18 protein-coding genes and 1 pseudogene are annotated in these 22,283 nt (G+C 64.7%); 7 read left to right on the forward strand and 12 right to left on the reverse strand.

The window, feature by feature from the left end; translation table 11 throughout:
- The 11 genes from ABIE20_RS26105 to tssB form a co-directional block, all read right to left on the reverse strand.
- The coding region (locus ABIE20_RS26105) for a contractile injection system protein, VgrG/Pvc8 family (protein ID WP_429508340.1) at window positions 1-272 on the reverse strand (272 nt) is incomplete at its 3' end.
- 18 nt (window positions 273-290) lie between these two features.
- Window positions 291-548, reverse strand: a complete 258-nt coding sequence (locus ABIE20_RS26110) for a PAAR domain-containing protein (protein WP_429508341.1) — start codon at window positions 546-548, stop codon at window positions 291-293.
- Window positions 549-623: 75 nt separating this feature from the next.
- Entirely contained in the window at window positions 624-1,136 is a 513-nt protein-coding gene (locus ABIE20_RS26115) for an Hcp family type VI secretion system effector (RefSeq protein WP_045197961.1), read from the reverse strand.
- A 120-nt stretch (window positions 1,137-1,256) separates the two neighbouring features.
- Window positions 1,257-2,063 (reverse strand): type IVB secretion system protein IcmH/DotU, encoded by an 807-nt coding sequence (icmH, locus tag ABIE20_RS26120; RefSeq protein WP_429508342.1) that lies wholly within the window; start codon window positions 2,061-2,063, stop codon window positions 1,257-1,259.
- Entirely contained in the window at window positions 2,056-3,402 is a 1,347-nt protein-coding gene (gene tssK, locus ABIE20_RS26125; protein ID WP_429508343.1) for a type VI secretion system baseplate subunit TssK, read from the reverse strand. Before tssK ends, icmH begins: the two co-directional genes overlap by 8 nt.
- Window positions 3,403-3,439: 37 nt before the next feature.
- A complete protein-coding gene (gene tssJ / locus ABIE20_RS26130; protein ID WP_429508344.1) occupies window positions 3,440-4,849 on the reverse strand; it encodes a type VI secretion system lipoprotein TssJ in 1,410 nt (469 codons plus the stop codon).
- Window positions 4,846-5,871 carry a type VI secretion system baseplate subunit TssG gene (gene tssG, locus ABIE20_RS26135; protein ID WP_429508345.1) on the reverse strand — a complete coding sequence of 342 codons (1,026 nt, stop codon included), beginning with the start codon at window positions 5,869-5,871 and terminating at the stop codon, window positions 4,846-4,848. Before tssG ends, tssJ begins: the two co-directional genes overlap by 4 nt.
- Window positions 5,835-7,601: a type VI secretion system baseplate subunit TssF gene (gene tssF / locus ABIE20_RS26140; RefSeq protein WP_429508346.1), complete on the reverse strand. Its 1,767-nt coding sequence runs from the start codon at window positions 7,599-7,601 to the stop codon at window positions 5,835-5,837. The genes tssG and tssF overlap by 37 nt, the downstream gene beginning before the upstream one ends.
- A gap of 7 nt (window positions 7,602-7,608) precedes the next feature.
- The gene (gene tssE, locus ABIE20_RS26145; protein WP_429508348.1) at window positions 7,609-8,025 is read right to left on the reverse strand and encodes a type VI secretion system baseplate subunit TssE; all 417 of its coding nucleotides are present in this window, start codon (window positions 8,023-8,025) and stop codon (window positions 7,609-7,611) included.
- Window positions 8,026-9,504 (reverse strand): type VI secretion system contractile sheath large subunit, encoded by a 1,479-nt coding sequence (gene tssC / locus ABIE20_RS26150; RefSeq protein WP_429508350.1) that lies wholly within the window; start codon window positions 9,502-9,504, stop codon window positions 8,026-8,028. It lies immediately after the preceding gene.
- Between the two features lie 62 nt (window positions 9,505-9,566).
- The gene (gene tssB / locus ABIE20_RS26155; RefSeq protein WP_429508352.1) at window positions 9,567-10,082 is read right to left on the reverse strand and encodes a type VI secretion system contractile sheath small subunit; all 516 of its coding nucleotides are present in this window, start codon (window positions 10,080-10,082) and stop codon (window positions 9,567-9,569) included.
- A 358-nt stretch (window positions 10,083-10,440) separates the two neighbouring features.
- Here tssB and vasI point away from each other — a divergent pair, with 358 nt between their 5' ends.
- From vasI to ABIE20_RS26185, 6 genes and pseudogenes are all read left to right on the forward strand, one after another.
- Window positions 10,441-11,055 carry a type VI secretion system-associated protein VasI gene (gene vasI, locus ABIE20_RS26160; RefSeq protein ID WP_429508354.1) on the forward strand — a complete coding sequence of 205 codons (615 nt, stop codon included), beginning with the start codon at window positions 10,441-10,443 and terminating at the stop codon, window positions 11,053-11,055.
- Window positions 11,043-12,473: pseudogene (gene tssA / locus ABIE20_RS26165) on the forward strand (type VI secretion system protein TssA). Before vasI ends, tssA begins: the two are co-directional and overlap by 13 nt.
- Before the next feature lie 7 nt (window positions 12,474-12,480).
- Window positions 12,481-16,089: a type VI secretion system membrane subunit TssM gene (gene tssM, locus ABIE20_RS26170; protein ID WP_429508356.1), complete on the forward strand. Its 3,609-nt coding sequence runs from the start codon at window positions 12,481-12,483 to the stop codon at window positions 16,087-16,089.
- Between the two features lie 92 nt (window positions 16,090-16,181).
- Entirely contained in the window at window positions 16,182-17,492 is a 1,311-nt protein-coding gene (locus ABIE20_RS26175; protein WP_429508358.1) for a coproporphyrinogen III oxidase, read from the forward strand.
- A gap of 203 nt (window positions 17,493-17,695) precedes the next feature.
- Complete coding sequence (locus tag ABIE20_RS26180) at window positions 17,696-18,886, forward strand: NnrS family protein (RefSeq protein ID WP_429508359.1); 1,191 nt, start codon at window positions 17,696-17,698, stop codon at window positions 18,884-18,886.
- 17 nt (window positions 18,887-18,903) lie between these two features.
- Window positions 18,904-19,341 carry a CopD family copper resistance protein gene (locus ABIE20_RS26185; protein ID WP_429508361.1) on the forward strand — a complete coding sequence of 146 codons (438 nt, stop codon included), beginning with the start codon at window positions 18,904-18,906 and terminating at the stop codon, window positions 19,339-19,341.
- A gap of 799 nt (window positions 19,342-20,140) precedes the next feature.
- On the opposite strand, the gene ABIE20_RS26190 is transcribed toward ABIE20_RS26185, so the two are convergent.
- Window positions 20,141-20,806: a hemerythrin domain-containing protein gene (locus ABIE20_RS26190; RefSeq protein ID WP_429508399.1), complete on the reverse strand. Its 666-nt coding sequence runs from the start codon at window positions 20,804-20,806 to the stop codon at window positions 20,141-20,143.
- On the opposite strand from ABIE20_RS26190, the gene norR reads away from it, so the two are divergent.
- On the forward strand, window positions 20,744-22,264 hold the full coding sequence (norR, locus tag ABIE20_RS26195; RefSeq protein ID WP_429508363.1) for a nitric oxide reductase transcriptional regulator NorR: 1,521 nt from the start codon (window positions 20,744-20,746) through the stop codon (window positions 22,262-22,264). The two genes, ABIE20_RS26190 and norR, sit on opposite strands and share 63 nt — an antisense overlap.
- Window positions 22,265-22,283 lie beyond the last annotated feature (19 nt).

Here is a 22,283-nt window from a genome sequence, read left to right on the forward strand (position 1 = left end):
CGGTAGCGGGTGCGGCGAAAGCCGGTGTCGCCCTGGCTGAACAGGCTGACCAGGCCGTGCACGTAGCGCACCGGGGTGTCGCCCCGCCACAGGGTGAACAGCGCGGCAAGGTCGAGCACGCGGTTGAAGTCGACAGCCGGGTCGTGGCTGGCCAGTTCCAGGCTCAGGCGAAAGGGCTGTGACAGGCCTTCCTCGAGGCGGAACTCGACCACTTCGAAGGCGTCGCCCTGCAGGGGCTCGAAGGTGAAGCGCAGGTCGCTTTGGCGGGGCATGGGGGGCTCCTTGTAGGGTCAGTCGACCAGCCAGCTGGCGTCGCCGTTTTCCAGGGTGCCGCTGTGGTCGGTGGTATCGCCGACCCGGGCCACCGGTTGGCCGCCGATGGTCATCGACGGCGAGCCGCTGGTGATGCTGGCGCCGCAGCCGAGGGTGTCGCCAACCCGGGCGATGGCGCGGCCGTTGACGGTGAAGCTGTCGGCGCCACTGTCGACCGTGGTCGGGCCGCAGGTGGGGCAGTGATGGTTGTGGCCAAGCAGTACGATGGCAGGCATATCGCCTCCTGATAGGTGAAGCAGGAAAGGGGTGCGCCACAGGCGAGCCGTGGCGCAACGGTACGGGCGCAGCGGTTAGGCCGGTTTGCGCCAGTCGTCAGAGGCCTCGGTGCCGGCCACTTCATGGCTCCAGCTGACCTTGCGGTAGGCCAGGCTGGTCTTGATCAGCTGGGTGTAGTTGGCGTTGTCGCTGTCCTGGGCATGGGGCAGCACGGTGTGGATGTCGACCACGGTGGCGTCCTCCAGCTTGGTGGTGAAGAAGTGCTCCTGCTTGCCGTCTACCGAGGTCCGAAACCACTTCACCTCGACGGTCGGCAGCATTTCGCCGGTGGCCAGGGCCTGGTAGAGCATCGGCGAGGCCTTGCTCAGGGCACTGGTGAAGATCAGCGGTTTGTGCACCCGCTGGCCCGACGGCTGGCCGCTCTGCGGGTCGGTCGGGGTGGTGATCTGGTGATCGATTTCCTGGGCGAGGATCTCGTCTTCATGGCCTTCGACATAGACGTTGCCGACCGAGTCGGCGGTGAAGGCACCCTTGGTGATGTGGCCCTGGTTCTGGCCGTGGATGCTGATGTAGGCAGGTGTTGGCATGACATGCTCCGTGTCGCGTTCGATTGAACGACCCGCAGGTCGCCACCGTCGCCATGACGGTGAGTGTGTTGGCCCGATGGGCCAGGCTTTGCAGGCGCCCGGGGGCGCGCTGAAAATCGTTCAAAGGCTGAGAATCCGTTCCAGCGACACCAGCACCTGTTCGCTGATGCTGTTCAGGCGCAGGGCGTAGGCGCTGTAGGCGCCCACCAGGACCACTGCGGCCAGCGCCCAGGGTGTCCACAGCGCCAGGCTGCGCTTGAGCCGGTAGTTGCGTGGGGCGATATTGCGCAGCGGCTCGGTCAGTTGCGTGGGCGTTTCACCCCTGAGCGGGCGCAGCACGCCGTGCAGCTGGGTGATGATCTTCTGCACCTCGGCTTCACCATTGGCCTGCTTGCCGTACTTGCCCTTGAGGCCCACGCACAGGCACAGGTACATGAACTCCAGGACGTGCTGGTACTTGGCCGCTTCGCTGGACATGCGTGCCAGCAGGGTGAAGAACTTTTCGCCGCCCCAGGATTCATGGTGCAAGGCACTGAGCAACGGCTGCTGTCGCCACTCGCCGTGAAAGCCCCAGTCGCTGGCCATGACCACTTCGTCCACCAGCAGGCACAGGCTGTAGGAGTAGGCCTTGAGGGTGCTGGGTGCGTAGTCGAGCTGGGCGACTTCCTCCATCACCGTGACGATCTGGTTATGAATGCTCTGACGCAAGGCCAGCGCATCCTCGTGCGCGTCCAGGCTGTGCAGGCGCAGGACCAGCCCGATCAGCGGCATGGCGGCATCGCATAGCGGGTTCCACGACAGCCCGCGCAGCTCGAACTGCGGATCGCAGCGCCGCGGCCGGGGGGCGTCGACGGGCTTAACGGCTTTGGGCAGCAACGCATCAAAATGGGGCTCTGGGTTGTCAGGATCCTGGCTGGCATCACGCATCTTTTTCACTCCTGATGGCCCACAGCTGCAGCTCAAGCTCAGGGAAATCGCCGGCGATGTGGAAGCCAAAGCCACTGGCGCTGCGCAGGCTTTGCCAGGCCGGGTCGTGGCGGTCGAGTTCGAAGTAGCTGAAGCCGGCGTGGAAGGGCAGGTGGCGTGGCGCCACCGGCAGGGGAATCAAGGGGATGCCCGGCAGTTGCAGGCTGATCAGCCGGCCCAGGGTTTCGCTGGAGCTGATCTTGATCTGCCGCGGCAACTGCTGGCGCAAGGTGTCCAGCGGCAGGTTGGCGCGTACTGCCAGAATGAACTCGGCGTTGTCCAGCAGGCGCTTGTCGCCCAGTGCGGCGCTCATGACGCCGTACTCCAGGGTTTCGATCGGCAGCGATACTGCCCGTGGTTGCAGCACCGTGCCCAGGGCCCGGCGCAAGGTCAGTTCCAGGGGCTTGAAGCACTGGTGCAGGTTGTCGTGCTGGTAGGCCGGGTACTCATCGGGCAGGTGGCTTTGCTCGGTGAAGGTCACCAGCTCGCCGCAGGCCTGGGCAAAGGCGATGTACAGGCGCTCGGGGTGGACATGGCGTTGCCGGCTCAGGTGCTGGAACAGCGGGTACCAGCGGTTGAGGGTTTGCAACAGGTTGAAGTCGGTGACGTCAGCCACCCCGGACTGCCCGGGCGAGCCGATGCGTTCGGCCAGGTTGCGCGCCCGTTCACGCATCAGCCCGGTGATTTCGCCCAGGTAGCGCTGCAGCGCCGGCACCGCCTGCAATGACAGGCTGGTGGGGTAGAACTGCTCGTCCATCACCAGGCTGCCGTCGGGCCGCTTGTCGTGGATCCTGCCCACGGCAATGCTGGTGAAGGCGCTGCGGTCATCGCGTTCGAGCATCAGTTGCAGGTTGGGGATCGCCAGGTCCATTTCCACCTGGTCGCCGCCTTCGCTGTGGATGTCATGCACCGGCTTGCGCTGGGCGATGTAGCGGCTGTTGGCGTACTGCTCGGGCCAGCGCACCTCCAGGCTTCCGGCGGATTTGAGCGGCAGTGTCAGGTAGACCACCTGGTTGACCAGGCCGCTGTCGCTGATTTCCAGCGGCGCTGGCGGGGCCAGGTCGCCGGGGATGTCGAACACGCTGCCGTCAGGCAGGATGCCGCGCGCGCGGTTGATGGCCACCTTGGCAAAATTGAGGAACTCGTTGTTCAGCTCCAGCTCGCTGAAGCCGTAAAGCGCCGGGTTGAGGCTCTCGACCCGCTGTTGCGCGGCGGCCTCGGTGGCGCGTGCCTGTTGCTGGAAGTGCTGGGGTTTGACGAACAAACCCTCATGCCAAATGACCGGGTTGCGTGAACTCATTGTCGGGCTCTCTGAATGTAAGGGGCGCAAGATGGCGTCATCGGGTTTCACCCTTGAGCTCGACCTGCGCCTGGCCAAGCTCGACCAGCAGCGCGTAGCGCCGGCCCTTGGGTTCGACGCGCAGCAACTGCTTCCACTGGCTGACCTCCTCGCTGTGGTAATCGGCGATCACCGCGACGAAGCGCGTCTGCTCATCAAGGGGCTGAGGGTCGATGAACTTGAACTGGCCGGGTCGCAACAGGTAGTCGTCGACGCGGATATAGGTGCTGCCCAGGGCTTGTTTAAGGTCGAGCGCCAGGGCTTGGGCACTGGCGCTGGTCAGCAACGAGTCGTCGCTCAGTTGCAGGACCCTGAACGCCACCGGCGTGGCAATCAGTTGCGGGGCGAGGTGCTGTGCCGAGGTAGCCAGGTGAACGCCGGCAGCCTGGTAATCGCCCAGCGCCGACGCCTCGACCCAGGACGCCTGGGCTTCAGGCTCAGGTTCCTCAAGGACGGGTGACTGCGCCGGGGCGTTTTCGTACAGATGCTCCAGCACCGCTTGCAGCTTGTCTGCCAGGGCCTGAGGGCTGCTGGCCTTGATGTCCAGGCGGTAGGGCGCCTCGGCGGGATGTTCGGCGGTCATTGGCGCGTTGCCGGGGGTGACCAGGCGGCGGTTGACGTCATCGCTGGCGTGCAGGCTCAGCGAGTAGTAGCTGGGTTGATCATCGGGCCCGCCCACCGGCGTCGAAGGGTCGATGATCACCTGGCCGAGCTTGCCCAGCAGTGTGCAGCCGCCGAGGGCCAGGGCTGCCAGCAGCAACAGGCCCAGGCGCAGTGAGCCGCCCGCTGCCGGGTATTTCCTGCCACGCGCAACAGGCGGGTGGCGGTGGTTGTGTGCGGGCTGCCGATGGGCAACTGCCGGTGGCGTCGACGGCGGCGCGCCCAGGCCCAGCATCGGGTCGTGCTGTTCGCGCGGATCCAGTGGCCGGCACAATCGCTCGAAATCCGCGCACAAGGCCGGGGCAGGCACGGGCGCCGGCTGCAGCGCGCGGGTATTGGCGTGCCAGTCTTCCAGGCCTTCCTCGTGCCCGCTGAGCAGCTCGGCCAGCGAGCGCTGGCTCAGGTGGCGCGGATCAGCGTCTGTGCAGGCAGTGGTGTGCAGGTGCACGACGATCCGGTAGACACCGACCTGAAGCCAGTCGCCTTCGTTCAGGCGCACCGTGGCGCCGCAGCCCAGGGGCAGGTCATGGCCATTGAGGTAGGTGCCGTCGCACAGGTCGGTGACGCAGAAGCGGCCTTCATGCCAGTGAATCCGGCAGTGCTGAGGGCGCACGCGGCCAGAGCGGTCACGCAGCAGCCAGTCGCAGCCATAGCTGCCGATCAGGCCGCCGCTGTCATCCATGCGCCGGCTGGGCAGGCAGCCATGCAGCAGTTGCGCCGGATTGCCGATCACCAGGGTCAGGTTCATGCGCGCCCCCTGATCCGTACCACGGCGGGGTGGTGCTGTTGCTGGCTCTCGATGAAGCTGGTCCAGCCCAGGTGCGTACCGCCCTGGCGTTGCAGGTTGAACGGCGGTACGTCCTCTGCGCACAGGCGCAGCTCCAGATCGTAGGCGGTCACGTCACGCAGCAGAAACTCCAGCAGCTGGCGCAGGCGTGCGAACTGCGCACCACTGGGCAGAAACTGGCGAAAGCGCGCCTGGGACAGGTTGGGGATCACCAGGGTGAACTTGCTGGCGCGGGTCCGGGTGCGCTCGCCGACCACGAAGCTGCTGCCCAGCTGGCCGTTTCGCTCGCCCAGTACCAGGCGCTGACGCGGCGGCACGGGCACGGTGCGCCGTTCGAACTCGCGTATGTAGACACCCTGGACATCGAAGCAATGCTCGACGATGCCGGACACCATCGACGGCGGGCGGCTGCGGCTGGCGATCAACCCGGTAAAACTCAGCAGGCGGCCCCAGGGCAAGGGTGTAGCACCGCGCAGGTCGTTGTCGTTCAGGCCGATCAAGGAAAACACATAGCGCGAAAAACGGTCGCGGGCCCCGGGCTGGAAGCGGATGTAGTAGCGGTACTTGCGCCAGCTCTGGTGCAGCAGGGTCAGCAGGCGATGATTGAAAAAGTCCAGGAACGCCGGGCGAATCCCGCGCTCCTGGGCCTGCTCGTAGGCCAGGCGGTCGAGGTAATAGGCGGGCAGGGGCGAGTCGCTGCCCTGCAGGCCGAAGAAGCTGGTTTGCACCCGATAACGCTGATGGCCGCTGCCGTCGTCGGCCAGCAAGCCCGCCTGGGTCACGTCGGACGCGGGAAAGCCGAGGCCAGCCTGGCTCTGCAGGCGGATCCGCCGGCGCGTGGCCGGGCCCGCAGGCAGTGCTTCGAGGTCGTCGCCGTGCAGGGCGTGCAGGTGCTCGAGCAGGCGATGGAACGAATAGTTGCGGGCGTCGGCCAGCAGCGCTTCGACTAGATCAGGGGTTGCCTGCCGGTCAACAGTGGCCATTCATAATGCTCGTTGTTGGTGGTGTTGATCACTTCCAGGCGATGGAAGGAATTGATGCTGGCGTAGAGGGCAAAGAAGCGTGACAACACGCTGGCGAACAGGTACAGGTCGCCCTCGCAGAGAAAGGCCTGCTGGTCCAGGTGCAGGCTGGTCTGCAGGCCGCGTACCGGCAGGCCCTTCATCAGCCAGTCGACCGCGCTGGTCTGGGCCTGGCCGATGCCATTGAGGCGTTTGCGCGTGGCCCGGGCCTGCTGCAGGTCATGCAGGGCGGCAAAGTCGTAGGCGCGGATCACCGCCTTGAGCGGCTCGGCCGACAGCAGTGACAGGTAGTTGAGCGACAGGTTGGAAATCAGCGTCCAGTGCAGGCTGCTGTCGAGTACCGGCCGGTAGGCGCGGGTCGGTGCGATCAGGTTGGTGTAAGTGGCGAACGAAGGCGTCGCCTCGGTCGACAACGACAGATCGCCGACCCCCAGGGCCTGGGGCAGGTCGCGGTTGCTGCAGGTCAGCTCGATCGAGGCGGTTTCGCGCTCGCCGATGTACAGGCTCTCGTCGCCGCGAACAAAGGCGATGCGATGGATCAGGCCGTCACGGCCATGGGATTCTTCGATGTGGGTGCGAAAGTACAGGGCCGTGCGCCCGCGGGCCAGTTCGATCTCGTGCTGGAACGACTCGAAAGGGGTGAAGGTGCGCAGCGGATCGCCCTTGCGCTCCTTGTCGCTGGCATCCCAGCCGGCTACCCGGTCGACACTGAACACCTCATACGCTTCAGGGTGTTTGCCCGCAGGCCGGACGCGCCGCTCCAGCTGACGCCCGTCGAGGGCAATGGGCTCGGCATCGTGGCTGAACAGGTTGACTGCCGGTGCGCAGTACAGCTGCAGGTCGCGGGTGCGCAGGCGAATGTTGGCCGGCATGGGCCGGGAGAATTCGAACTCGAAGCGTATCTGCCCGCAGCTCAGCGCCGGCCATACCCGGGCAAGGCCAGTGAGGCTGAAGAAGTGAAAGCGCTGGGGGAAGACGAAGTACTCCTGCAATATCCGGTAGCCGTCGAAGACATTGCGCGGGTAGGGCAGCAGCGCCTCTTCGGCGCTGAACCCGGGAAAGCCGATGTTCTCGACCGACAGCCCGTAGGTGTTGCCATCGATATGCAGGGTCAGGCGTTTCAGGTAGTGGGCAATCCACAGGTACAGGGTCTGGGCCGTGGCGTCGTCACCGCTCAGGTGAAAATCCAGTTGCTCGCACTCCAGGCTGTCGAGCGGTTGCGGGGTCAGCACCTTGAGATCGATGCGCAGCATCGAGGTCTCGCGGCTGTGCGCGTCGCTGACCTCTTGCACGGCCAGGGGGAACAGGCTGACTTCGGTACAGGTGCGAAACTCGCACGACACGCCATCCACAGGCTTGGCGAACAGCCGTGTGCCCTTGGGCAGCACTTTGCGCTGGGTGATCGCGTCAGGCCGCGGCTCGAAGCGCACGATGGTGGCGCTGGGCAGCGGTCGCAGGTAGTTGGGCCAGAGCATCTGCAGCAACGGGTGGGTCAGCTCGGGCAGGTCGTCGTCGATCTTCATGCCCAGCCTTGCGGTGAGGAAGGCGAAGCCTTCCAGCAAGCGCTCGACGTCCGGGTCGCCGGCCTGGTCGCCGAGAAACTGCGCCAGTTGCGGGTTGTCTTCGGCAAACTCGCGACCCAGCTCGCGCAGGTAACGCAGTTCATCGGCAAAGCGTTGTTTCAAGCTCATGGTCTTCTCACTTCACCCGGGTGTAGCCGTCGCGGCCATGCATGGCCACTTGCAGTTGCACCTGTTCTTCCCTGTGCTCGAGCCGTACCTGGCAGTCGAGGCGAAAGTTGAGCTCCAGCGGCAGGTCCGGGTCAGGCTGATAACGCACACCGGTGACCTTGATCCGCGGCTCGAATGCCTCGACCGAGTGGCGGATGTCGGCGCTGATGGCAATCAACAGGTCATTGCTGCCCTGGGCGGCACCGTTGAAATCACGCAGGCCCAGTTCAGGGCTGCTTTGCGAGCAGCCCTGGCGGGCGTTGAGCACCTGTTCGAGGTGACGCTTGATCGCTTCGATCGCCTGCCGGGCGTGGCTTTGCGCCGTGCCCGGGCGATAGCGCGGGGCCTCGGGCTCGAGGCGTTCGAACAGGCTGTCGACGCTCATTTACTGGGTGTCCAGGCGGCCAACCAGCGAGATCTCGAAGTTGGCGCCCATGTACTTGAAGTGCGGGCGCACCGCCAGCGAGACCTGGTACCAGCCCGGGTTGCCGGCCACCTCCTGGACTTCGATCTGCGCGGCGCGCAGGGGGCGGCGGCTACGTACATCGGCGGACGGGTTGTCCTGGTCGGCAACGTATTGCTTGAGCCAGGTGGTCAGTTCGCGCTCGACGTCCTGGCGCTCCTTCCAGCTGCCGATCTGCTCGCGTTGCAGCACCTTGATGTAATGGGCCAGGCGATTGACGATGAACAGGTAGGGCAACTGGGTGCCCAGCTTGTAGTTGGTCTGCGCTTGCTGGCCCTCGCGGGTCTTGGGGAAGGTCTTGGGTTTTTGCACCGAGTTGGCCGAGAAGAACGCCGCGTTGTCGCTGTCCTTGCGCATGGTCAGGGGGATGAAGCCGGCTTCGGACAGCTCGAACTCCTTGCGATCGGAAATCAGCACCTCGGTGGGGATCTTGGCCTGCAACTGGCCCATGGCTTCGAACAGGTGCACCGGCAGGTCATCGACCGCACCGCCCGATTGCGGACCGATGATGTTCGGGCACCAGCGGTAGCGGGCAAAGCTTTCGGTGATGCGTGAAGCCATCAGGAACGCGGTGTTGCCCCACAGGTAGTGGTCATGGTTGGCGTCGATGCCCTCGTCGTAGCAGAAGCTGCGAATCGGGTTCTCGGTGCTGTGCCAGGGCGAGCGCAACAAAAAGCGCGGCAGGGTCGCTGCCAGGTACTTGGCGTCTTCCATGTCACGCAAGCCGCGCCATTTGGCATGGGCGGGGCCTTCGAAGATGTCGTTGACTTCCTTGACCGCGGCCAGGTCGTGGAAGCTCTTGAGGTTGAAAAACTCAGGCCCTGCGGCCATCACGAACGGCGCATGGGCCATGGCGCCAACCGCTGCCACGTAGCCGAGCAATTTGATATCCGGCGATGACGGGCCGAAGGTGTAGTTGCCGATCATCGCCGCCACCGGCTCGCCACCGAACTGGCCGAAGCCTGCGCTGTAGACGTGCTTGTACAGGCCGCTGCGGGTGATGTCGCCGGCATTGTCGAAGTCGTCGAGCAACTCCTCCTTGGTGACATGCAGCACCTCGAGCTTGATGTTCTCGCGAAAATCCGTGCGATCGACCAGCAGCTTCAAACCGCGCCAGGCCGACTCCAGTTGCTGGAACTGCGGCTGGTGGAGGATCTGGTCGATTTGCTGGCTCAAGGCCTGGTCGATCTCGCTGATCATCTGGTCGACCCGGTGCTTGTTCACCGGTTGCTGGTGATCACCGCTCTGCAGGATTTCGCTGATGTACGCGGCCACCCCCTGGCGGGCGATGGCGTAGCCTTCCTGGGCTGGGCGGATCGTGGTGTTGGCCAGCAGTTGATCGAGCAGCGAGGCGTGTTCATCGGTCGCCAGGACCTGGGCTGCTGCGCTTTCCTTGGGCATGGTGGGTTCTCCGTTCATAGCTGGGATGCAGGGCAGGGGAGTCAGTGTTAGTGGCGCGGTGGTTATGCGTCGGTAACCGTGTTTGTTGCATCCAGGACCAGGTCGAGTTCCTGGGCCAGGCGCTGGCGGGTGGCTTCGTCACTGAGCAGGCTTTGCAAGTGCTTGCGAAAGGCCGGTACATTACCCATCGGCCCTTTAAGTGCGACCAGTGCTTCGCGAAGTTGCAGCAGTTTGTTCAACTCCGGTACTTGCCGGGCGATGGCATCCGGGCCAAAGTCATTGATCGAGCGAAAGTGCAGGTGCACGTTAAGGTCATTGTCGCTGTCGGCGCTCAGTGTCGATGGCACCGCCATCTGCAAACCGACTTCGGCCTCCGCCAGCACGGCATTGAAACTGTCCTTGTCAATGCGCACCGGGCGGCGCTCCTCGAGGCTCGAGGTATCGCTGCGGCCGAGGAAATCCCCGGTGACCAGCAGTTTCAGCGGCAGTTCGACTTCTGCCTGCTGATCACCGGTAGCGGGCACATATTTGATATTGATGCGCTCTTTGGGGGCGACGGAACCGTGCATCTTTGACATGGGAATATCCATTTCAGGCTGTAGGTCATTTACATTAAGAATGGATCCAATGCCCTTTGTCATGTCGGATGCTTCCCAAAATGATCTGATTAATGCGTAGGAGAATTTACCAATATTCCGATTTATGTTTAAAACTGTGTTTATATTTCTTACTTGCTCTTCCTGTATTTGGCGAATTGCTGTTTTTTTGCCTGTTACAGCTTGCATTTCATTTTTTATTTGAGTGATGCTTTAAAAACGTTGAATTCGACTGAATAACTATCGGCAAACTTTCATGAGTTGCAGCTGAGGAGTGGCTATGGGCGCTATGGGCAAGGAGTGGCGATACAGGTGGCTGGGCCTGTGCGTATCTGTATTGATGCCAGCCAGTGCGCTGGCGGCGCCAGACTGCACCTCGATCGTTTCGCCGCTCAAGCGCCTGGCCTGTTTCGACGAAGCAGCCGGCACGCCGCCGGGCCCGGCGCCGGTGAAGACTCCGGCTTCGCGGGCAGGCCTGGTGCCCGCTGTCGTCGACCTGGTGCAGCGCAACGAGCAGCGCCGCGCCGCGAATGACTTTCGCTTCCTCGTATCGCTCTGGCCCGAAGCCGATGACGACAGCCGCCAGCGGATGATCATTTCCGCGCCCGCGCTGGGCGCCGCGCCACCGCGGCCCTACCTTGCGATCAGCTGCGAGGCGAATATTTCCCGGGTGCAACTGGTGCTGGATGATCCGCCGGGCCCCAACCGTATCCGCCTGCAGCTACTCAAAGACGGGCAACCGGTTGCCGATGCCTACCCCTGGCAAGTGCTCGACGATGCCGGCCTGGTGGTTGACGCCGGGCGCGGGCTGCAAGCCATTGCCTTGCTGCGGCGCATGGGCGGCGGCCAACGCCTGAGCGTGAAAAGCGATTACCCGCCACTGGACGGGCTGGTTTTCGATGCGCAAGGCCTGGGTGAACTGATCGAGCAGGAGCGTCAGCTATGTCGCTGGTGATCGACCTACCGGCCGGCGCCCTCACGCAGCTGTTGGCGCCCATCGAGGCCGACCGGCCCGCCGGTTATTTTGATGTGGAAGATGAAACCTTCCAGGCCATCGACCAGGAAATGGTCAAGCTGGGCGGCCTGCGCGAGAACACCATCGACTGGCCGTACATCGATGAAGCCTCGCGCCAGTACCTGGCTACCCAGTGCAAGCACCTGCGCATCCTCGGGCATCTGCAGGTGGTGTGACTGCGCACCGCAGAGTGGGGGCACTGGAGCGCTGCCGTGACGCTGCTGGCGGGCATGGTCGAGCATTACTGGGACAGTGCTCACCCGGTGCCAGGGCCGACCGGCTACCTGAACAAGCGCAAGCAGGTGCTGCGCCTGCTCGAGGGGCTCGGCCAGGCGCTGCCGAGCCTGCAGCGCAGCAGCTTTGCCGAGGCTCACCAGGCCGAGGCTGAACAGGCCCTGGCCAGCTTGCTGGACGGCATTGAAACCACACGGCTCGAGCCCGCAGCGATCGAAGCGTTGCAATCGCAACTGGGCAAGTACCGTGAACGCTGCCTGCCAACCCCGGCAAGCCGCGTGGTAGCTGCCGACGCCGGCCTGAGCCCGGCGTTCTTCGCAAGCTCGGCGCCGGTGGGCAATGAGCGCGAACAGCGCCGGGCCTTGCTGAACATGGCCGAACAGATCAACCAGCAGGACCCCTACGACCCGGTGGGCTATCAGTTGCGGCGCTTCGCCTTGTGGACCCCTGTACGCACCGCGCCATCGGTCACCCGCGAGCGGCGCACTGAACTCAGCGCGGTGCCCCGGGATATCGTCGACTGCTACCACGACGCCCTAGCCGCGAACAACGTCGAGCCCGCGTTGCTGATGCGCATCGAGCGCAGCGTTGGCGCCTCACCCTACTGGTTGCGGGGCAGCTTTTTGGCGGCCAGCGTGGCCTCGCGCCTGGCCATGGACGAAGTGGCGGGTGCCATTCGCCAGGCCTGCGAGCGCTTCGCCTGCCGTTTACCGGGGTTGACCAGCTTGTGCTTCAGCGACGGCACGCCGTTCGCCGATGCCCAGACCCTGGCCTGGATCAGCGGCGCCGATCAGCCCGAGGCGGCGCACAGCCCGGTGCAGGAGTTCGCCGGGCTGCGCGACGAATTGATTACCCAGTTAGATCGCGAAGGCGTCGAGGTCGTGCTGTTGCGTTTGCAGGAACTGCAAGCCGGGCAGCAGGCCCCACGCCACCGTTGCCATGCCACGGTGATTGCCGCCGACCTGTTGGCCGCCCGCGGTCTGGTGTGGCTGGCGGACGATCTGTATGCCGGCGTTGCCCGGGTGATGCGCGAGACCAGCGCACAGGGCTGGGAGCCACAGTTGTACCTGAAGGTGGCACAGCGCCCTGGCGCCGACCCGCTGATCACTGCAGTCAAGGAGTAGCGAAAATATGGATAGGGTCTGGAGTCACCTCAAGCGTTGGGGGCTGCCGGTGCTGCGCCAGTTCAACCGGTCATTGGCGCTGTTGGTGCTGCTGGGCGTGCTGCTGTTGCTGGGCGCAATCTGGTGGCTGGGCCCGCAGTGGTCCTGGAATGACCATCGACCGCTGGCGCACTTGCCCATGCGCGTAGCGGCCAGTGTCGTGGTGCTGGTAGCGCCGCTGCTGGCCTGGGCCTGGCGGGTACGCCGGCGATACCAGGCGTTTCAGGCCGAGCGCCAACAGCAGGCGGCGCGCCAGGCCGACCCCTGTCTGCCCCATGTACAGGCCCAGGAGCGGGCGCTGGCGCGCAGCCTCGATCACCTGCTCAACAACATGGAGCGCCGCCGCTCGCTGTACCAACTGCCCTGGTACCTGGTGCTCGGGGCCGAGAATGCCGGCAAGACCAGCCTGGTTACCCGCTCCAACCAGAGCTTCGCCCTGTCCCAGGTCACCCGCGAGGGCGCCAGAGCCCAGCAGGATGCCGACCTGGCGTATCCGATCGACTGGTGGATGGGCGATGAGGCTGTGCTGATCGACCCGCCGGGCGAACTGCTCAGCCAGCCTGAAGGGCCATTGCCCCACGAAACCAATGCCGGGGGCGAAGACAGCGTTCAGCAGGGGCTTCCCGTCGGTACACACCAGCGGCTGTGGCTGCACCTGCTCGACTGGCTGGCCCGCACTCGCAGCCGCCGCGCCCTCAATGGCGTGGTGCTGGTGATTGACCTGCAAAGCTTGCTGACCCAGGCACCGGAGCAGCGCAAGGCCCAGGCGAACCTGCTGCGCACACGGCTGTATGAACTGACCCGGCAATTGGGCACCCGGTTGCCGGTGTACGTGACCCTGAGCAAGGTCGACCTGCTGGAAGGTTTCGAAGAGTGCTTTGCCCGGCTCTCGCCGAGCGGGCGTGAAGCATTGCTGGGCTTCACCTTCAGCCTGGAGGCAGTGGACGACTTTGATGCCTGGCAGCAAGAGCTGGCCAGCCGTTACGACAGGTTTGTCGAGCGCCTGGGGGCGCACGTGTTCGACAGCTGCGCCCAGGCCCATTCGCTGAGCGAGCGCCAGCGCCTGGTGGCGCTGGTTCGGCAGTTGTCCGGCCTGCGCCCGGCACTGCTGGGTTTTTTGGCCGAGATGCTTGGCAGTGACCGCTTCACCACGCCTGCACTGGTGCGGGGGGTGTATTTTTCCTCGGTGTACCAGCAGGGCATGCTGACCAACGCCTTCGTCGACGAGGCCGGCAAATCCTATCAACTGCCGTCGCCGGCGGCCGAGGTAAAGCCTGCCGGCGGCAAGGTCGTCTATTTCGCCCAGCAGTTGTTCCAACGGGTCATCTACCCGGAAGCGGGGTTGGCCGGCGACAACATCAAGGTCGCCCGTAGCAAGCGCCGGTTGTTGCTTGCGGGGTTTGGCGTTGCTTCGCTGGGCTGCTTGCTGGCGGTCGGGCTGTGGCAGGTGTATTTCACCGTCAACCGTGACAAGGCGGCCAGTGTCCTGGCCAAAAGCCAGGAGTTCAGTGCGCGGGATATCGATGCCAAGGTCGACACCACTGGCCGGAACCTGCTGGCGCCGCTGGATCAGATTCGTGACGCGGTGTCGGTGTACGGCGACTATCGTCAGGCCTGGCCTCTGCTGTCCGACATGGGCCTGTACCAGGGCAAGAAGATTGGCCCGACGGTAGACGAAGCCTACCTCAACCTGCTGTCCAAGCGCTTTTTGCCGGCCATCGCCAGCCGCGCCCTTGACGCTGTCAATGCCGCGCCTTCTGGCAGTGACGAGCAACTGGAGGCGTTGCGCGTGTACCGCATGATTGAAGATCGAGGCAATCGCCAGGCGGCCATTGTCGAACAGTGGGCTGCCAGGCAATGGCAACGCGCCTACCCCGGGCAGGGGCAGGTGCAGGCCGACCTGATGCGCCACCTCGACTACGCGCTGAAGTACGCCGATGCCGATTTGCCGCAGCACCACCAACGCATCGCCCAGGTGCAACAGACCTTGCGTCAGCGACCCATGGCCGAGCGGGTTTACCTGGCCCTCAAGCGCCAGGCGCAGGCGCGCCTGCAGCCGGCGCTGGACCTGCGCAGCGAAGTGGGCCCGGCTTTCGACATCATCTACCAGGGGCCGCCCGCCAGTGAAAGCGATGGCCTGTTGCTGGCTCCGCTGCTCACGGCCAAAGGCTACAAAGCCTATTTCGAATCGGGTAGCGGTAACCTCATCGAGCTGGCAATGATCGACCAATGGGTACTCGGCGAACGTCAGCGCCTGGATTTCTCCGAGCATGACCGCGAAGTGCTCAGCCAGCGCATTCGCGCCCTGTACCACGCCGACTATGTGGACAGCTGGCGCCGGGCACTGAACCAGATTTCGATCGTCGATTTTCGTGACCTGGGCCACGGCGTGGCAGTGCTTGAGCAGGTGACCGGGCCTAGCGCACCGGTGCGCCGCCTGCTGGAAACCCTGCGTGACAACACGGTGATTTTTCCGTCGCTGCCTGTGGCCGAGCTTGAGCCGGTAGCCGGTTCGCAAACGGCAGCGGATGAGCCGCTCCAGGCGGTGGCGATCCGCCGGGCATTTTCCGGCCTGGCGGAGTTGATCACGGCCCAGGCTGACCGGCCGTCCTACTATGATGAAACCCTGCGCGCGGTCAGTGCGCTGTACGACTACGCCAAGACCGTGCACGACAGCCCCGACCCGGGCAAGGCCGCATTGAAAGCGGTATTGCAGCGCTTCTCGCTGGGCGGCGCCGACCCGATTGCCAACCTGCAGCGTATCGCCGCCGGCTTGCCCGAACCACTCAACCAGCAGGCCAGAAAGCTTGCCGACCAGACCGCCCAGGTGTTGATGATCGCCGCCCTGGGCGAGCTGGAAAAGCGCTGGGACAGCGAGGTCTACAGTTTCTATCATGAGCGCCTGGCCAATCGTTACCCGTTCAGGCCCGCTGGCGAGGATGCCTCGCTGGAAGACTTCGAAACCTTCTTCGGCCCCAAGGGGCGCTTGCAACAGTTTCAGGACCAGTACCTGAGCGTGTTCCTCAAGGACAACCTCGACGCCCTGTACTCCGATGCCCTGGGTGGTTACCTGGTGCGCAGCGATGTGCTGGAGCAACTGCAGCATGCCGAACGCATCCGTGACACCTTCTTCAACAACCGTGGCCACCTGGCAGTGCAATTGAGCATCGAGCCGCTGGCCTTGAGCAGCAGTCGCCTGAGCAGCCTGCTGAGCATCGACGGCCAACTGGTCCCGTACCGCCATGGCGCGCCACAGCGCACCGGGCTGGTCTGGCCCAATGACCTGGGCAGTGCCAGTGCCAGCCAGCTGACGCTGGTGAACAGCAGCGGCAACACCGCCAGCCTCAGCTATCGTGGGCCCTGGTCGCTGTTTCGCCTGCTCAGCCGCGCCCAGCTCAATGGCCGCACCGACACCAGCGTCGACCTGACCTTCGCCGTCGCCGATGGCCTGATGCGCTACCGGGTCGGGGTGCAGAAGGCCAACAACCCGGTGACCCAGCGCAGCTTTGCCGGGTTTGCCTTGCCCAGGACCTTGCTCGAAGCGCGTCGCGGCCCGGCGGTTGATGATGAGTCATAGCCGTGCACCCCGCGCCGCGCTTGATACAAATCAAGGCCCCCGTGCCGCTCAGCGCAGACACTGAGGCTCCGCAGCCCGTCTGGGAGCCCGCCATGCTTGACTTACATCATCGCCAACCGCAGCCGGTCAACCCGAACAGGCAGTGGCCGGGTGAGCCCGGTGGGCATGTCGATACCCGCAGGTTCCATGCCGGCATCGGCTCGCTGGATGTATTGCGCGCGCTGCGCACCAGCCGCCAGCAGCACCGGCCGTTGTCCTTGAGCGTGCAGTTGCCGGCCGGGCTCGATGGCCAGGCACAAGATACCTACCTGCGCAGTCTGCAACGGGAGATTGCCCTGGTCGGCTGCCACCTGGGGGCCGACCAGAGCATCGAGCAGTTCCAGTTGAGCGGTGCCACTCCAGGCCATGAGGTGTTGCCGCGGATGATGGAGCAATTGCGCCAACGCTTCAGTTTTCTGCCCCACGAACTGGGGGACTACGGCGTCGAAGTCGACCTGCATCACACCCGTTGGGCGACCATGGGCCTGTTGCGTGACCAGGGTTTCAACCAGGTCAGCATCGGCGTGCCCGATTGTGGCCAAGCAGTAGGGCTTTCGGAAGCCCGCTGGCAAAACCCGGCGCCGATACATTCGCTGATCGATGCCGCGCGTACTTTCAATTTTCGCTCGGTGAGTGTCGACCTAGGCTACGGTCACGCCTGGCAGACCCCGGACAGTTTCGCCCGTAAGCTTGCCACCCTGATCGAGCTTGAGCCCGACCGCCTTCAGGTGTTCGACTACGCCCAGCCGCCAGCGCGCTATGCCCACAGCGCCCGGCAGGCACCCTGCAGCGAGCAGGACAAGGCGCAGATGCGCCATAGCTGTTTTGCCCAGCTGCTGGCAGCGGGATACCAGCACATCGGCCTGGGCCAGTTCGTGCGCGCCGACGACGACCTGGCCATTGCCCAGGAGCGTGGGCGTTTGCGGCGCAATTGCCAGGGCTTTACCCGCCACGGCTACTGTGACCATGTCGGCTTCGGCCTGGGCGCAATCAGCCAGTTCGACGAACTCTACGCACAGAATGCCCTGACCCTTGCGCATTACCTGCAGCAATTGGGCAACGATCAGTTGGCCACTTGCCGCGGCTGGCGCGGCGGGGCGCATGACCAACTGCGCCAGCGGGTAAGCGAACGCCTGGCGTGTGACCTGGAGCTGGATATCCAGGCCATCGAGGCCCGTTACGGCGTGGATTTTCGCCAGTACTTCGCCAGTGCCTGGCGCCAGCTGGAGGCCATGCGCCGGACAGGGCTGGTCGAGGTATCGGCGCGCCACATCAGCATATTGCCTGCAGGCCGGGTGGACGTCGATGCCATCTGCCAGCTGTTCGAACAGCAGCAATGGGGCGATCACGATGCCGGTCCTTGAGCCTGTCAAACGATTCTTTTGAGGGTCGAAAATACCCTGGATGACCAGGGTAGAAACAACCATGGCAGGGTCATTGTTACCCCGATTTCACCCCATGGCCGAGCCCGCGCCGCGCAAAACGCTAGGGGCATGGCTCTTGCACTGCCTTGCTCAGATCCGACGGGGCACGCTGACCTGTCGGTAACAAGGTAAGGAGAGGCTTGATGCACGTTCTTGATCGCCGTAAAGCGCTGGCCATCGCGCCGCTGTTGCGCCTGGCGTTCCGCCCGTTGTTCCTCGCTGGCTGCGCCCTGGCGCTGGTGGCCATTCCCTTGTGGCTGGCGGCCTTGAACGGCTCGCTGGGTAACTGGCAGCCGGCCGGCGGCTGGCTGGCCTGGCACCGGCATGAACTGGTGTTCGGCTTTGGCCTGGCGATCATCGCCGGCTTTTTGCTTACGGCGGTGCAAACCTGGACCGGCCAACCGGGCCTGAGCGGCAAGCCGCTGGCAGCCCTGGCGTTACTCTGGCTGGCCGGGCGGGTGGCATGGCTGGCGAATGCGCCCTGGCCGTTGCTGGCGCTGCTGGAGTTGGGCTTCCCGTTGCTGGTGGCGGTGTTGATGGGGCGCACCCTGTGGCAGGTGCGGCACAAGCGCAATTACCCGGTCGTGATGGTTTTGCTACTGCTGACGGCAGTCGATGGCCTGTCCGTGTATGGCCTGGTGCATGGCCACGATGGTTGGCAGCGCCAGGGCGTGCTTGGCGGCATCTGGCTGGTCGGGGCAATGATGGGCCTGATTGGCGGGCGGGTGATTCCGTTCTTTACCCAACGCGGCTTGGGCCGCACAGCGGCGGTAATGCCCTGGCCGTGGCTCGACGGGCTGCTGCTGGCGGGCTCGGCGCTGGTGGCGCTGTTGTATGCGACAGGGCCGGCGCTGACCAGCAATACCGGGATCGGCGTACTGTTTGCCGCCCTGGCCTGCGGCCACGGGCTACGCCTGTGGCGCTGGTATGACCACCGGCTGTGGCGGGTACCGCTGCTGTGGTCGCTGCACCTGGCCTATGCCTGGTTGGTGCTGGCCTGCCTGGGCATGGCCCTGTGGCATTTCGGCGTGGCGCTGAACCCGAGCCTGGCCGTGCATTGCCTGACCATCGGCGCCATGGCCGGGTTGATCCTGGCGATGATCGCCCGGGTCAGCCTTGGCCACACCGGGCGGGCGTTGCAGCCGCCGGCGGGGATGACCCTGGCGTTCATCCTGCTCAACCTCGCCGGAGTCAGCCGGGTGTTGCTGGTACTGTGGCTGCCGCTGGGCGGTTTGTGGCTGGCGGGCGTGTGCTGGGTGCTGGCGTTTGCCTTGTATGTCTGGCGTTATGCGCCGATGCTGTTGCGCGCCCGGGTCGACGGGCACCCTGGTTAAGCGCCTGGAGGCGAAGGATGTTGTATCCGTACTTGTTGGTGGTTCATCTACTGGCGGCCATTGCCTTTATCGGCACGCTGTTTTTTGAACTGCTCATCTGGCAGGCAGCGCGCCGCCAAGTGCCGGCTGCGGCGCTGGCAGGGGTAGACCAGGCGCTGTCGGTGCGTTCACGCAAGGTGCTGCATGGTGTGGTGTTGCTGCTGTATAGCGCAGGGCTGGGTCTGGCCTGGCACCACCGCGCAGCCTTGAGCGAGCCGTTGGCCAGCAGCTTTGCCAGCCTGCTGAGCCTGAAGATCGTCCTGGCCCTGAGCATCATTGGCCATTACCTGTTGCTGGCGTTCTGGCTGACCCGCGGGCGCCTGAGCGAGGGCAGGGCGCGCGGGATTCGCTGGAGCATCCTTGGGCACATGCTGCTGATCGTGGTGCTGGCCAAGGCGATGTTCTACTGGCAATAGCCTGCGCCCGATCGCGGGTCTGCCTGGATTGCGACCTCAGTGGAAACCGGCCTTGCCGGCGATGAAGCCGGTACAGCCAGCACATTAGCGGGCGTCTGGATTACGACCGCTTCGCGCTCGATCGCTGGCAAGGCCAGCTCCTACAGGTCCGCTGCATGCAGATTGCGATGAGGCCGGTGCAGTCAGCACATCAGCTAGCGCCTGGATTGCGACCGCTTCGCGCTCGATCGCTGGCAAGGCCAGCTCCCACAGGTCCGGTGCATGCAGTCCATATTGTGGGAGCCGGCCTTGCCGGCGATGAGGCCGGTACAGTCAGCACATCAGATGTGGCTGGATCACGACCGCTTCGCGCTCGATCGCTGGCAAGGCCAGCTCCTACAGGTCCGGCGCATGCAGGTCTTTTGTGGGAGCCGGCCTTGCCGGCGATGAGGCCGGTGCAGTCAGCACATCAGATGTGGCTGGATCACGACCGCTTCGCGCTTGATCGCTGGCAAGGCCAGCTCCTACAGGTCCGGTGCATGCAGTCCATATTGTGGGAGCCGGCCTTGCCGGCGATGAGGCCGGTGCAGCCAGCACATCAGCTGGCGCCTGGATTGCGAACGCTTCGCGCTCGATCGCTGGCAAGGCCGGTTCCTGCAGGTCCGGTGCATGCCGGTCTATTGTGGGAGCCGGCCTTGCCGGCGATGAGGCCGGTACAGCCAGCACAGTAGGGGGCGTCTGGATTACGAGCGTTGCGCACTCGATCGCGGGCAAGTCCCGCTCCCACAGGTCTGGTGCATGCAGATCCAAAGGCCAGCCATCAAGCCAGGGCGTTGGTGAACAACACATCGTTCTCCAACTCGATGTGCTGCTGCAAATCCTCGCGAAACTCCTCCAGCCCGTGGTACAGGGTGCGCCAGGTATTGCAGGCACCCTCTGGCGCGCTGATGTCGTTGGTCAACAGCTTCAAGCGCACCAGCGCCTCACCATGCTGGTCATGTTCCATGCGCATCACCTGGATCGGCGCACCCGCCTGGCGGCCCATGCCCCGTTGCAGCAGGGGGAACAGCACCTGTTCCTCCTTGAGCATGTGCCCTTCAAGTTCCTGTTGCATGTCCTGCAGGTGGTCGGCCAGGCCGTTGGGGCATTGGGCATGGCCGCCATGGACCTGCTCGACGCGCCGGGCCAGGCGGATCAGTTCCGGCAGTTGTTGGCGGTGGCGGTCGTGGTAGCGGGTGAGGATATGGGCGATCAGTTCGGTCGTGTTCATCAGGGTTCCTGCTCTGGTTGCTAAGGATCCCAGAGGTGATTGCATCGGCCATGCCAGCTTTGCTTGCCCGAAATCAAGGTCCAGCGCCGGGCCTGTGGTGAAATCTACCCGCCTACCTGCGGGTAGCGATAACCATAGGGGGTAATAACTACCATGCTGCGTGAAAGCCTGGCCGCTGACCTGATCGTCGAGCTGCCCAATGCCGTGCGCTTGCAGCGCCTGGTGCAAACCCTGCGCGAGTACTTCAACTGCGGCGCGGTCGGGCTGTTGCGCCTGGAGGGCGACAGCCTGCGCCCGCAGGCCACCGTCGGGCTGGTGCACGAAGCCCTCGGCCGGCGCTTCGTGATCGCCCGGCATCCGCGCCTGGCAGCGATCATGGCCTCGCGCGAGCCGACCTGGTTCGAGCCCGACAGCCGCCTGCCGGACCCTTACGATGGGCTGCTCGACAGCGCACTGCACGAACCATTGGCCGTACACGACTGCATGGGCGTGAGCCTCCATGTGCAAGGGCAGGTCTGGGGTGCGATCACCCTCGATGCGCTGCAGCCGGGTACCTTCGACAACGCTGCCCGCGATGAGCTAAAACGCTGCACCTTGCAGATCGAAGCGGCCCTGAGGGTGACCCGCCTGGAGCAGGAAAACCGCAGCCTGCGCCTGTCGCGCAGCGCCCCCCAGGACCTGCGTGCGCCGCTGGAAGAGGGCGAGATTCTTGGCCACAGCCCAGTGCTGGAGCAGTTGCTCAACGAGATTGAAATACTCGCCGACGCTGAGTTGCCGGTGTTGCTGCTGGGCGAGACCGGGGTCGGCAAGGAGCTGTTCGCCCGCCGCCTGCATCGCTTGTCGCGGCGCAGCCACAAGCCGCTGATTCAGGTCAACTGCGCGGCCTTGCCCGAGTCCCTGGCCGAGAGCGAGCTGTTCGGCCATGTCAAAGGCGCGTTCTCGGGCGCCAGCAGTGACCGCGCCGGGCGCTTCGATGCGGCCAACGGCGGCACGCTGTTTCTCGATGAAGTCGGCGAGTTGCCCCTGAGCGTGCAGGCCAAGCTGTTGCGCACGTTGCAAAACGGCGAGATCCAGCGCCTGGGCGCCGACAAGCCGCTACACGTGGATGTGCGCATCATCGCCGCCACCAACCGGCATCTGCCCGACAGCATTCGCGACGGCCTGTTTCGCGCCGACCTGTACCATCGCCTGTCGGTGTACCCGCTGCCGATCCCGCCGCTGCGCGAGCGCGGCAACGATGTGCTGATGATTGCCGGGCAGTTCCTCGAGCTCAACCGCACCCGCCTGGGCCTGCGCGGCTTGCGCCTGTCGGCGGCGGCCGAGCGGGCGCTGCTGGCTTATCACTGGCCGGGCAACGTGCGCGAGCTTGAGCATGTGATCAGCCGCGCCGCGCTCAAGCAACTGAGCCGCGAAGGTAGCCGCAACCGGATCATCACCCTGGAGCCGCAGGTGCTTGATCTCGACAGCACGCCGGCAACGGCGCCTGTAGCGGACCTGCACACAGCGCCCGCTATGCCGTTCACGTCCCTGAGCGACGCCGTCGATGCCTGCCAGCGCCAAGCCATCGTCCACGCCCTGCAACTGAGCGGCGACAACTGGGCCAGCGCCGCGCGCTTGCTGGCGCTCGACCCGAGCAACCTGCACAAACTGGCCAGGCGTTTGCGCCTGAAGTAACGCCGCTGGCGTTGATGGT

The organism is Pseudomonas sp. 2835, assembly GCF_050435905.1.
GTDB lineage: Bacteria > Pseudomonadota > Gammaproteobacteria > Pseudomonadales > Pseudomonadaceae > Aquipseudomonas.